This is a genomic window from Wolbachia endosymbiont of Drosophila incompta (assembly GCF_001758565.1).
In the GTDB taxonomy this organism is placed as follows: Bacteria; Pseudomonadota; Alphaproteobacteria; order Rickettsiales; family Anaplasmataceae; genus Wolbachia; species Wolbachia pipientis.
On record NZ_CP011148.1, the window covers coordinates 367969 to 380043 of the forward strand.

General features: G+C 37.9%; 11 protein-coding genes, 1 tRNA gene and 2 pseudogenes. 9 read left to right on the forward strand and 5 right to left on the reverse strand.

All coding sequences use genetic code 11. From position 1 onward, the window contains the following. Window positions 1–16 precede the first annotated feature (16 nt). A complete protein-coding gene (locus tag WG67_RS01680; RefSeq protein WP_070356805.1) occupies window positions 17–1042 on the forward strand; it encodes an ankyrin repeat domain-containing protein in 1026 nt (341 codons plus the stop codon). A gap of 249 nt (window positions 1043–1291) precedes the next feature. Here the strand turns inward: WG67_RS01680 and tkt are convergent, their stop codons facing one another. Next, complete coding sequence (tkt, locus tag WG67_RS01685) at window positions 1292–3364, reverse strand: transketolase (RefSeq protein WP_070356806.1); 2073 nt, start codon at window positions 3362–3364, stop codon at window positions 1292–1294. Between the two features lie 113 nt (window positions 3365–3477). Here tkt and rpsD point away from each other — a divergent pair, with 113 nt between their 5' ends. The 8 genes and pseudogenes from rpsD to WG67_RS01725 all read left to right on the forward strand — a co-directional run bounded on the left by rpsD (window position 3478) and on the right by WG67_RS01725 (window position 8297). Then, window positions 3478–4092: a 30S ribosomal protein S4 gene (gene rpsD / locus WG67_RS01690; protein ID WP_010962555.1), complete on the forward strand. Its 615-nt coding sequence runs from the start codon at window positions 3478–3480 to the stop codon at window positions 4090–4092. Between the two features lie 9 nt (window positions 4093–4101). Then, a tRNA-Leu gene (locus WG67_RS01695) sits at window positions 4102–4188 on the forward strand. Window positions 4189–4218: 30 nt separating this feature from the next. Then, window positions 4219–4419, forward strand: coding sequence for a Fe-S cluster assembly protein IscX (iscX, locus tag WG67_RS01700; RefSeq protein ID WP_010962556.1), 201 nt, complete (start codon window positions 4219–4221; stop codon window positions 4417–4419). A gap of 444 nt (window positions 4420–4863) precedes the next feature. Further along, window positions 4864–5205 carry a DUF721 domain-containing protein gene (locus WG67_RS01705; protein WP_010082513.1) on the forward strand — a complete coding sequence of 114 codons (342 nt, stop codon included), beginning with the start codon at window positions 4864–4866 and terminating at the stop codon, window positions 5203–5205. 37 nt (window positions 5206–5242) lie between these two features. Next, the gene (rpmB, locus tag WG67_RS01710; RefSeq protein WP_006279619.1) at window positions 5243–5557 is read left to right on the forward strand and encodes a 50S ribosomal protein L28; all 315 of its coding nucleotides are present in this window, start codon (window positions 5243–5245) and stop codon (window positions 5555–5557) included. Further along, a pseudogene (lipA, locus tag WG67_RS01715) lies at window positions 5550–6415 on the forward strand (lipoyl synthase). Before rpmB ends, lipA begins: the two are co-directional and overlap by 8 nt. 53 nt (window positions 6416–6468) lie before the next feature. Beyond that, on the forward strand, window positions 6469–7185 hold the full coding sequence (gene ubiE / locus WG67_RS01720) for a bifunctional demethylmenaquinone methyltransferase/2-methoxy-6-polyprenyl-1,4-benzoquinol methylase UbiE (RefSeq protein ID WP_010962557.1): 717 nt from the start codon (window positions 6469–6471) through the stop codon (window positions 7183–7185). Further along, a complete protein-coding gene (locus WG67_RS01725) occupies window positions 7182–8297 on the forward strand; it encodes an FtsW/RodA/SpoVE family cell cycle protein (protein ID WP_010962558.1) in 1116 nt (371 codons plus the stop codon). Before ubiE ends, WG67_RS01725 begins: the two co-directional genes overlap by 4 nt. A 370-nt stretch (window positions 8298–8667) precedes the next feature. Here WG67_RS01725 and WG67_RS01730 read toward each other — a convergent pair whose 3' ends face one another. The 4 genes and pseudogenes from WG67_RS01730 to WG67_RS07175 all read right to left on the reverse strand — a co-directional run. Further along, window positions 8668–9408: an Rpn family recombination-promoting nuclease/putative transposase gene (locus tag WG67_RS01730; RefSeq protein WP_070356808.1), complete on the reverse strand. Its 741-nt coding sequence runs from the start codon at window positions 9406–9408 to the stop codon at window positions 8668–8670. Continuing rightward, a complete protein-coding gene (ltrA, locus tag WG67_RS01735; protein ID WP_070356809.1) occupies window positions 9372–10952 on the reverse strand; it encodes a group II intron reverse transcriptase/maturase in 1581 nt (526 codons plus the stop codon). Before ltrA ends, WG67_RS01730 begins: the two co-directional genes overlap by 37 nt. A gap of 37 nt (window positions 10953–10989) precedes the next feature. Beyond that, on the reverse strand, window positions 10990–11133 hold the full coding sequence (locus WG67_RS06875; protein WP_173862902.1) for a hypothetical protein: 144 nt from the start codon (window positions 11131–11133) through the stop codon (window positions 10990–10992). 446 nt (window positions 11134–11579) lie between these two features. Continuing rightward, a pseudogene (locus WG67_RS07175) lies at window positions 11580–11824 on the reverse strand (PD-(D/E)XK nuclease family transposase); the annotation flags it as partial. Window positions 11825–12075: the final 251 nt, after the last annotated feature.

Consider the following 12075-nt stretch of genomic DNA (forward strand, 5'->3'; position numbering starts at 1 on the left):
GATGTTAAGGTAGAAAATGATAAAGGAGGAGACTCCTTTACATTTAGCTGCTGTAAAGAACCATAAAGAGGTAGTAGAAGCCCTATTGGGAAAAGATGGAATCAATGTTAATTTACCAAATAACAAGAAAGATACTCCTTTACATTCTGTTCTTAAAAAGGACAACATAGATATAAATGTATTGAACGCTCTACTGGGAGCAGAAGGAATCAACGTTAATGCACAAGATGAATATGGCGAAACTCCTTTACATTTGGTCCTTAAAAAGGGCAATATAGACATAAATGTATTGAACGCTCTACTGGGAGCAAAAGAAATCAATGTTAATGCACAAGATAAAGATGACAGGACTCCTTTGCATTTGGCTGCTAAAAAGGACAACATAGATATAAATGTATTGAACGCTCTACTGGGAGCAGAAGGAATCGATGTTAATATAAAAGATAAACTTGCAGAACAGACTCCTTTACATTGGGCCGTTGTAAAGGGCCATAAAGAGGCAGTAGAAGCCCTATTGGGAAAAGATGGAATCGATGTTAATATAGAAGATAAACATGGAAACACTCCTTTCAAATTAGCCACTGATGAAGGAATAAAAACTCTATTGCAACCCGCAGAAAAATCTGATGATGGTTCAGCGGGTGGATCATCGACAGATAGTGAAGGGGGTCAAGAGGAAGAAAAACGAGTAGGTGATGATACTGAACTACAATCAGATAATAGCAAAGAAGGGGAAAAAACCAGCACCACCAGTGCAGAACAAGGAACTGATGTACAAGACAACGATGTAGGTCCTGTTGCTTCCACAGAACCTGCACAAACAGAAGAACAGCCGAGCTCTTTTTTTGGTAGTTTGTTTAGTATACTTATGAAGCCTTTTTCATTAATTGCATCATTTTTTGGTGGTTTTTTTTCATGGTTGTTTGGGTCTGACGAAGAAAAGTCTGACACACAACCTTATGATGATTCTTCTTCACCTGGGGTCGATCAATCAGTTGAACAAAATAATGGTGATCATAATGACCAGAGCAATGTGATTTGATAGTGATCTTCTACCGGAAAAGGTGTCATCCCAGTGCTTGACACTGGGATCCAGGAAACTTAATTGCAAGTAATGCATTGGGTTTGGTGAGTATGGGTTTTGCGTTATAGAATGAAGCACTTTTGGTGAATTTGTAAAGAAAACTAGATGCCAGTGTCAAGTGCTGGAATGACATCATCTTGGATGGAAATAACGTCACGTACTGGGATGACAAAGAAGAGTGGGCTTTCATATGGTTATGCAAGAAGTCTACTGAATGTAAACCAGTTTCTCACACACACATTTTACCACATGATCTGCGCTGATATTAAAATGCTCATAGAGTGTTTTATAAGGTGCTGATTCTCCGAAGCTTTTCATGCCAATAAATATACCGTTTGAACCTATATATTTATGCCAACCCATTTCACTTCCGGCTTCAATTGCAACTTTAATGCTGTCATTATTTAATATTGCCGCTTTATATTCATCGCTTTGCTCGTCAAAAAGCCTCCAGCATGGCATAGAAACAATCCTTGTACCTATACCCTTTTCCTGCAATTTCTCCCTTGCTTCAACTGCAATTTCAACCTCGGACCCCGTAGCAAATATCGTCACTTTTAATTCTTTTGAACATTCACACAAAATATATGCACCAAACTTCGATAAATTAGCAGATTGATCGATATCAGAGTAGAACTTGCGCATGTAACTTACGTTTTGCCTTGAGAGCGCAAACAGTGCTGGAGATTCTTTCTTTTCGAGTGCAATGCTAACACACTCCAGAGTTTCAACTGCATCGGCTGGCCTAAAAACATATAGATTTGGTATAGCACGCAAAGAGGCTAAATGCTCTATTGGCTGATGAGTCGGGCCATCTTCTCCCACTCCAATTGAGTCGTGAGTCATGACATATATAACCTGCTGCTTCATCAGAGCTGAAAGACGTATAGCAGGACGACAATAGTCGGAAAATACCAAAAAAGTGCCGCCATAAGGAAGAATCGCGCCGTGAAGTGCCATACCATTCATACATGCTGCCATAGCGTGCTCTCTCACTCCATAGTGGACATAAGAGCCACTATAATTATTGCTATTTATTACCTGCATGTGCTCATATTTAGTGCAATTTGACCCGGTAAGATCAGCAGAACCGCCGATTAATTCCGGCATAGACTCAGTTAAAAGTTCCATTACTCTGCCGAAAGAAGATCGAGTAGCTTCGTTTGGCATTAGCTCACATATTTGTTTCTTCAGGTCAGCTAAAACACCAGCGATATTATCTGGTAGATGTTTATCTAACCGTCTTTGAAGTTCTGCATGATACCCTGTCATCCCAGCATTCTCTTCTGTCATCCCAGTACTCTCTCTTGTCATCCCAGTGCTTGACACTGGGATCCATTCTTTTTCTTCTTTCCTGGATTCCAGCGTCACGCGCTGGAATGACATCGTGTAGTTTTGTTTTGCTCTCTCAACAGTTTTCTTCCAGGCATTTTTCACATCTTCTGGTACATGGAATGGTTCATAATTCCAGTTTAATTTCTCTCTCATCTGTTTTATGTCTTCCTCCGAAAAAGCACCACTGTGAGCAGAGGATGTGCCAGCACGGCTTGAAAATTTTCCGATAATAGTTTTGCAGCAGATCATTGTAGGTTTATCAGACTTTTTTGCTTGCTCTATTGCAAGGGATATGGCATCAAAATCATGGCCATCAATTTTGTCAACATTCCATCCATACGCTAAGAAGCGTTTCTCTACATCGTCAGAACAGGAAAGGCAAGTAGCGCCATCTATAGAAATATCATTATCATCAAAAAGAGCTATAAGCTTATTCAATTTAAGATGCCCAGCAAGTGATGCTGCTTCATGGCTTATTCCTTCCATAAGACAGCCATCCCCTAGCATCACATAAGTGTAGTGATTGATTCTAAACTGCTTTTCAAGTATCGATTCAGCAAGTGCCATGCCAACAGCAGCGGCAAACCCCTGACCGAGCGGGCCTGTTGTTGCCTCTACCCCGGAAGTCAAGCCGAACTCTGGATGACCTGGGGTCTTGGATCCCATTTGTCTGAAGTTTTTTAGCTCATCTACGCTAATATAACCTGTCAAATATAATATTGAGTATAGTAACATTGACCCATGACCGTTTGATAAAACAAAGCGATCTCTATTGAACCATTTAGAATCATCAGGATTATGATTCAGATATTTAGCAAACAAAACAGTTGCAACATCTGCCATGCCAAGTGGCATACCTGGGTGTCCAGAGTTTGCTTTTTGTACTGCATCAATTGATAAAAAACGGATGGCGTTTGCCATAGATTTTAAATGTGAATGATTCATGTGTTAATAGAAAAACTTAAAAATGAAGTATAAAAGATTATATCAGCAAAAACAAGTTGACACTGAGTGCTAAAATCCTTAATAATCTAAAGTTAAATCGTGAGAGTTTTTATATGACAACTGTTATCACTAGAAAGTATAGGATTAGCCGTAGACTTGGTGTAAATTTATGGGGTAGAGCTAAAGACCCAGTAAACAAAAGGAAATACCCTCCAGGTCAACATGGTATTCTTGGATTCAAGAAGTTATCCGACTTTGGTAAGCAGTTTGCTGCGCATAAGAAATTTAAGTTTTACTATGCGATTTCAAGTAAGCAGCTCAGACGTACATTTTTAGATGCTTATAACAGAAAGGGTTATACGGCTGATAATTTTATCGGTATCTTAGAATCGAGATTAAGTTCTGTTTTATACCACTCTGGTCTTGTTCCAACAATTTACTCAGCAAAGCAGCTCATATCTCACAAGCACGTTACAGTTAATGATAAGGTGGTTAACATATCGAGTTATCGAGTGAAGCCAGGTGATATAATAAAAATAAGAGAAAGGGCAGCAAAAATCCCTGTAGTAGTAGAGGCTGAACAAAAACAAGAGCGCAAGGCTCCGGATTATTTAGAAGCAGATAGTAAAGAGCATTCAGTGAAGTATTTGAGGTCACCTCAATATTCTGAGGTTCCTTATTCAGCAGACATGGAAGTCAATTTAGTAGTAGAGTTTTACTCTAGATAGATAAAAAAAGCCCGTGTGGCGGAATCGGTAGACGCAGCGGACTTAAAATCCGTGGGTTTTGCGACCTTGGGAGTTCAAGTCTCCCCATGGGCACCAATTTAACTTAGCAGATAAATACAAAAAAGTATGAAATGGCTTGATATAGAAGATATTGTAGAAGCTCTGGAAGAAAAATTTCCAGATGAGAATATAATTAGTATTAGATTCACTGAGCTTAAAAAAAAGGTATTGAGTTTAGAGGAATTTGATGATGATGAAAAACGCTGTAACGAAAAAATACTCGAAGCTATTCAAGCAGCTTGGATTGAGGAAAGATTAACTGCATAGCAATAAACCATACGCAAACGTGATTTCTATTGCAATTTGCATATTGATTATGCTATTTTTTGGATCTAGCCTGGCAAGTTAATAATAATTTAACCAATTACAATTAAAACAGCTGAGGTTAATTATGAGGCAAAACAAAAATTTTTGAATGGAACGATCTTGACAAGTGCTACGTTGAGATAAGTTTTGCATAAAAATACTGCTTTTACGGTGTGAGGCCAGAGGGTAGAGCCTTTGTAAAGCAGTTAGAAGGTTGTCATCTAAGTAGCGTGACCAGAGCTAGATTCCTCGAACACGCCGCGGAATGACGACTATGCAATATGCGTTGCGGAGTGACGATTATGGTCATACCGTCACGGTATCTCACAAACATGTAGCAGTAATGACAAAATCTCAAGTTATATGTATACTTTTATATTATCTACTTACTAAAAAAACAGAAAAATGCTCAAACGTAGCGGTCCAAAAAAATTAAAGTCTATAATTGAAAACTATGCATTAAAATGCATGAAAAATAAGATTAGTAAAAATGAAATACGTCTTATTTTAAACTGGCGAAATATAGTAGGGAAAGAAATAGCAGAGTGTACAAAACCGAAAAAGATCTCATATGCACAGAATATAAATTCGGGTGTGTTGCATCTGGTAGTAACAAATGGCAGCAAAGCATTGGAAATTCAGCATATGATTTCTCTTATAATAGAAAAAATTACGATATTTTTTGGTTATAAAGCAGTATATGGTATAAAAATTAAGCAAGAGAGTATTGACTATTTGACTATATAAGGTAATCTAAGTACATAGAATAATTTGGTATATTGAAGTGAGTAGAGTTTGTGAATTAACAAATAGAAAAAAATCTTTTGGTAATAAGGTATCACATTCGAATCGTAAAACAAAGCGTACCTTTCTTTTAAATTTACATAAGGTTACGTTGACAAGTGATATATTGAATAAAAAGTTTAGATTTCGTGTGGCAACAAGAACTTTGAGAACTATAGATTACAAAGGTGATTTAGATGCTTTTTTGCTCAACACAAGAACGATTAAACTAAGTGAGAAAGCGCAGAAGATAAAAAGAAGGTTGAAAAAAGTTTTAGTAAAGCAAGAGGTAGAGTTAGCAGTTTCAGATGCATAGCAAACCTCAATGGCTCAGAGCAAAAGCTCCGACCGGTGAAGTATTCAATGAGACCTTAAACATCGTTAAACTGCATAACTTGCATACAGTGTGCGAAGAGGCTGCATGTCCAAACATTGGTGAATGTTGGAATAAACGTCATGCTACTGTGATGATTCTCGGTTCTGTTTGCACTCGTGCTTGTGCATTTTGCAACGTTGCAACTGGCATTCCTGATAAACTAGATCCTCATGAACCAGAAAATTTAGCAAAAGCAATAAAAAAGTTAAACTTAAAACATGTTGTCATTACTTCCGTTGATCGTGATGATTTGCCAGATGGTGGCGCAAATCAGTTTATACAGTGCATAGAAGAAATTAGAAAGATAACTTCAGAAACAACAATAGAGATTTTAACTCCTGATTTTTTAAATAAGAAAGGAGCATTTGAAGCAATCGCTGTTGCATCACCTGATGTCTATAACCACAATATTGAAACAGTGCCGAGATTGTATGCAAAAATAAGACCACGAGCTCGCTATTTTCATTCACTATATTTGTTGAAGATGGTAAAGCAGATTAATCCTAAAGTTTTCACAAAGTCAGGGCTTATGGTTGGTCTTGGAGAAACAAAAGAGGAAATACTTCAGGTTATGGACGATTTGCGCAGTGCTGAGGTTGATTTTATTACAATTGGTCAATATCTACAACCAACTCCAAAACATGCAAAACTTGATAGGTATGTTACCCCAGAAGAGTTTGAGCATTATAAATACATTGCTTACTCCAAAGGTTTCTTAGTGGTTGCATCAAGCCCACTAACTCGGTCATCATACCACGCTGTCGTAGCGACTTTAACAGGCTCAAGGCCTGTCGTTGACATTTGTGTTAATTCAAATTAATTTTTACTAATTATAAAGGAGTTTTTACGTAATGTCTACTATAAAAATCGAGAAGAAATCACAATTAGTTAAAGAGGTATTCGATTCCGTGGCAAGTCGCTACGACACCATGAATGATATAATGAGCCTCGGAATGCACAGATTATGGAAAGATAAGATGGTAAATAGTGTGCATTTTACAAAAAACTCTAAGGTTTTAGATGTTGCTGGAGGAACTGGAGATATAGCAATAAGAGTAGTAAGAAAAGAGCCAAGTGCTAAGGTTACAGTATGCGATATAAATCAAAACATGCTAAACAGAGGACGTGATAAAGCTATAAATTCAAACCAAATTAATTTTGATTGGGTATGTGCAAGTGCAGAAAGTTTACCATTTGAAGACTCCGAATTTGATTATTGCACAATAGCTTTTGGCATTCGAAATGTTTCTGACCGCAAGAAGGCTTTAAATGAGGCGCACAGGGTATTAAAACCACATGGGAAATTTATCTGCTTAGAATTTGCCCCTATGCACTATCAAAATGAGATATTTACCAAACTTTATGACTTATATTCATTTAAAGTAATTCCTAAAATTGGCAGCATAGTTGCTAAAGACAAGAGTTCTTATGAATATTTAGTGAGGAGCATTAGAGAGTTTCCAACTCAGGCTGATTTTAAAATGGAAATTGAAGAGGTAGGCTTTAAGAATGTTGAGTTTCATAATATGAGCTATGGAATAGTGGCATTACACATTGGAACAAAATGAATATTAAACTCTGGTATAGAACGCTGGATTATTATCTCATCCTTCCAGTGTTTTTTTTGCTCACTATAAGCTTCATTCTTGTTTATTCAGCAAGCCCTGTAATTGCGCAGCGTCTTTCTCTACCACAGGATTATTTTATACGGCGCCATACAATTTATATAGTCCTGTCACTAATTACCTTGGTGACATTTTCTTTTCTCAACACAAGAACTATACTTAACCTCTCATTCGCAGGTTTCGCTTTATTTACTATTCTAGTAGCAACTGCGATAATACTTGGTATAGAGGTAAAAGGTGCGAAACGATGGTTACATATTGTCAAAATTTCTGTTCAACCATCTGAGTTCGTAAGGCCATTTTTTTCTGTTGTTATAGCTAGTATCTTGGCCAGCGAAATGAAGTTTAAAATACACATATCAATCATAATATTTCTGTTAGTTTTTGTGTTGTTACTTTTGCAACCTGATTTCAGTATGTCTATGCTTTTAACATATTCTTTTATCGGTCAAATGTTTATTGCATGTATACCATTTTTATACTTTCTATGCATAATAGGAATGGCCACAACTGGAACTACAATAGCTTACTTATGCCTCCCACATATAAAGCAAAGGATTTACAATTTTGTCTTTTTTACGCAGCGCGATAACTTTCAAGTCACAAAATCATTAGAAGCATTCAAAAGAGGTCAATTAACTGGAGTTGGACCTGGTGAAGGTAGCGTAAAAGCCTCTCTTCCTGATTGTCATACAGATTTTGTGTTTTCTGTTTTAGCAGAAGAATTTGGTTTGATTACGTGCTTAGCCACATTGATGTTATTTGGCATCATTTCCGCCCGCTTGCTTTACATTGCATATAGGGAAAATGAATTATTTAATCTGTTGGTGATTCTCGGTATCTCAATGCAATTCATCACACAATTCATAATAAACATAGGGGTAACATTGAGTGTTTTTCCTACCACCGGCATAACCCTGCCGTTACTTAGCTATGGTGGTTCTTCTCTTTTATCTTCGAGCATCGCACTTGGCATAATGCTGTCTTTCAGTAGAAACCAAGCTATCGCATTAAAGTTTCGTGAGCGTGTTATGCTTGGAAGGTATATGGACTAAACTTGTACCGCTCACAACTATTATTGGTATCCCTCCAAAATGGGTATCTGTTCAGATGAGTGGCAAAATAAGGTAGACGAGAAAAGCAACTATAGGAACAAATGGGTGTCATGCAAGTAGCTGACACTGGTATCCAGTCCTTTTGCACAGTTCCATCAAAAACGTTGTAAAGCGCTTTCGTGTTTACCAACTTAGTGACCAATCTGGATCCCAGACTGGGATGACAAAAAAAGGAGCACTGGAATTTTTGTTTCAGCATTAGCCATGCATCTGAACAGATACCAGAAAATATTCCACTGACATGCTGAACAACAAATACATCACTATGTCGTTTATCGCAAAAACTTATATTTTTCGTAACCATTCACACTTAATTCTGCAATTCTTTGATCTCACTCATAGAAAGACCAGTAGTTTGAGCTATAATATTAAAAGAAACACCTGCTTTAAGTAGATTCTTTGCGACTTCAATTTCCCTCTCTTTTCTACCTTCCTCTTTAGCAAGATCAAGTCTGTATTCAAGAATGGCTTCTTCTTTGCGCAGATCCATTATTCTTTCTTCATAAGTTATTAGATCTTTTTCATTCCAGTGAAACTTATCTAATTCATCATATGCTAGCTTTATTATTGGTGATTTTTCCGCAATTTTTCTGAGATCTTCGTCCGTTGTTTCATCTGCATATTTGAAAAAAAATAGCCAACGGTCTACTACACTTTCTAGTTGTTCTTCTCTACTCTTAGGAAATTTTGGCAGCTCTATGAAGATAAATTGAAAATCTTTTAAGTCATGCTCATTGGTTTTTTCATCTCTTATGGTATGGCTAGATATATAGTCAAGCTTATCAGGGAATAAGGTACAATTTGAAATCGCGATAAAGAAAATCTTCTTTAAATCAACGTATTTACCAGATTTATCAGCTTGTCTTGAGTAAGCCTTAGCAGCATAAAGTTGTGCGCGTTTTTCAAAGCCTTTATCACGAGCGAGCTGGTTAGGTAAGGAAGTAGTATTGCTACTACTCCCTCCCTTAGAAACGCAGCATGCAGGTTTCCCCACACTACGCTTGAGCCCCTTATCTAAGTCCTTCTTTTCTCGAACCGGCTTGTCCTTGATGATTCCTCAGAAAACATCATTCTTAATGGTGACACCAACAGTAGAGAACCTTCTCTTGAGAAAGAGCTTGCTAACATTTTTGTTTGTTTCACTCTTTCATCAAAATACTTTTTCCATTTTAAGTCAAGTGGATTTGCATCCGCCCTGATTTTAACATGTTGTCTGATAGGTATATCAATCAACCTAAGCAGTCTTAAATACCTTATCTCTTTCGGTTTGTTCTTGCATATGGGTGCAGCAAAGACCCATTGGCGTTGTTTCATTACCTTGAAGTAACGATTCTTTATCCAACGTAATCCTTTACGAGGATGTCTTTTCTTTGCCCATTTCCATAGAGCACACATAATTTCATGGTCTATTTTGTTAAAAGCTCTTTTCGCACACACATGGCTGTAGTAATTTCCCCATCCCCTTAATAGGGAATTGAGCAACTTGATTAGTACGGCCTGAGTGTTCGCTATGTTTGCCTTTATCAATGTACGTGCTTTATTAAGAAGTTTCTTAATACTTTCTTTTGAAGGTTTTATAATTAACTTCTTATTATACCTGCGTACATTACAACCAAGAAAGTCAAACCCTGTTGTAATAGATGTAATTTTTGTTTTCTCTTCGGAAAGGATAAGACCTCTCTCCTGAAGAAAGGACGATACTAGAGGTTTTACTTCATTTTCCAGTACTTCACGTGTGATTCCTGAAATGATAAAGTCATCTGCGTACCTGATTACATTTACTCCACTTCTGATTTTGCTTCTTCTTTTACTGCCAAGTTTACCAAATTGACTTTCCAATGATTTTTCAAGTCCATTTAGGGCTAGATTTGCTAGTATTGGAGAGATGATACTACCTTGTGGGGTACCTGCAGTTGTGGAATACAGAGTTTTTGATTCTAGGAAGCCAGCTTTTAACCAGCTATGAAGAATTTTCTTCTCCATAGGAATATGCTTCATGAGCCATTCATGGTTAATGTTATCAAAACACCCTTTAATATCACCTTCGAGTATCCATTGTAGTTGGTTACGGCTTGCCAGTAACAAGTGACAAGCCACAGTAGCGTCTGCGCAGGATCTTTTTGGTCTAAAACCATAAGAGTGACGATCACTGATCGTTTCAGCTATCGGTTCCAAAGCAAACAAGTATAATGCTTGCATGGCTCTATCTTTTATCGTAGGGATTCCAAGAGGTCTTCTTTTGCCATTAGACTTACTGATGTATATCCGTTTTAGCGGAGAAGGTTTGTATCCTCTTTGTTTTAATAGCTTTATTCCTTGAAATTTTGTGTTGCAAGTTGACCATATTTGACGATCTACACCTGCTGTGTTTTTTCCTTGGTTTTCAGTTACTCTCTTAACCGCCAAAGCTTTGCCGCTAAAAGAGCGTGTGAGAAGGTGTTGTAAAGTTTTCACCTTACCCCATCTGCCTTGTTGGACAGCCTTAACAATACGCCTCTGTAGCCTCATAACAACTTTTTGGCATTTCTTCCAGGGTAACTGGTTCCATGCTTCGGAGTTATTGGTAGGTGCACTTACAGTTGTACTTGTAATCATCTGCTTTCCTACCTTAAGTGGTTAACAAAGTTTCTTGTCATGAGGGACCAAATGGAAGTCTGCTCGTTTTCACGCGAATTAATGTTACAAATTCTATCCATTTCGTTACAAAATGGCATTCGCTTTCTCCATTATCCTTTACCTGCACATCCATCAGCATTCCTTGCGGGTTGCCTGCCATATAGGCGAAAATACAGGCTTATCCTGTTCCTTTTGTCATACAATAGCKSKTTWGGTGGCTTCTCTATACCGGTGGAATTATTATTTGCGTACATCCAGAAATGAAAAATGTCACATTACCTTTTGGTCGGAGCTTATCAGCATCTTTAGCTCTTTAATCGTTACGATACTTATGAAGCTTCACTTACGTTCACCATACCACTAAGCCTAGCCCTCCAACCACATGATGCTTGTAGTTTATGCTTTCTCTCACGATTGAGCATCTTCTTTATCAAGAGGAGGTTCATTGTCCGCGTCGCTCGGCACCAACTGGTTACCCAATTCGCACTGATGCGTAGACTCAGATGGCAAAACATCTGGTTCAATAAGCTTTAGAATCCTTTCAGTTTCTTTCTGAATGAATTCCTCTCCTTTTAAACAATATGACCGAAGGCTTTCAGGTCGCACCATCTCAACAATTGTTTGAATACCTTTAGAATCTCTGCAGAGTACATCGACAATACTCTCCTTTTGAGAGGCAATATCGGGGCTTAGAATAGGATTTAAGAACTTCACGTCCTTTATTTAGCTTCACCAGTGAGACCTAGAATATCATTGAGAAGGTGAACAAGAATGTCTTTATTCTTCTCAGTACCAAAGATACGCTTGAACGCGTAATTGTTTTTTGGATCTAAAAACTTTGATAAAACCATAAGAAATGCTTAACCGTCATACCGCCACGAACCGTCATACCGCCGCAGACCGTCATACCGCGATTCATTCGCGGTATCTCTTAGCTGCTAACACGTAGTGGGATGACAAATTGCTTAACCGTCATACCGCCACGAACCGTCATACCGCCGCGGCGCTAACAAGAGATCCCGCTAACACGTAGTGGGATGACAAATTGCTTAACCGTCATACCGCTACGAACCGTCATTCTGCCGCGGCGCTAACAAGAGAT

Excerpts from the sequence above, each read along its gene's own strand:
- WG67_RS01680 (WP_070356805.1), top strand. The coding sequence starts at position 17 with ATGATAAAGGAGGAGACTCCTTTACATTTAGCTGCTGTAAAGAACCAT.
- tkt (WP_070356806.1), bottom strand. The coding sequence starts at position 3,364 with ATGAATCATTCACATTTAAAATCTATGGCAAACGCCATCCGTTTTTTA.
- rpsD (WP_010962555.1), top strand. The coding sequence starts at position 3,478 with ATGACAACTGTTATCACTAGAAAGTATAGGATTAGCCGTAGACTTGGT.
- iscX (WP_010962556.1), top strand. The coding sequence starts at position 4,219 with ATGAAATGGCTTGATATAGAAGATATTGTAGAAGCTCTGGAAGAAAAA.
- WG67_RS01705 (WP_010082513.1), top strand. The coding sequence starts at position 4,864 with ATGCTCAAACGTAGCGGTCCAAAAAAATTAAAGTCTATAATTGAAAAC.
- ubiE (WP_010962557.1), top strand. The coding sequence starts at position 6,469 with ATGTCTACTATAAAAATCGAGAAGAAATCACAATTAGTTAAAGAGGTA.
- WG67_RS01725 (WP_010962558.1), top strand. The coding sequence starts at position 7,182 with ATGAATATTAAACTCTGGTATAGAACGCTGGATTATTATCTCATCCTT.
- ltrA (WP_070356809.1), bottom strand. The coding sequence starts at position 10,952 with ATGATTACAAGTACAACTGTAAGTGCACCTACCAATAACTCCGAAGCA.
- WG67_RS06875 (WP_173862902.1), bottom strand. The coding sequence starts at position 11,133 with ATGGCAGGCAACCCGCAAGGAATGCTGATGGATGTGCAGGTAAAGGAT.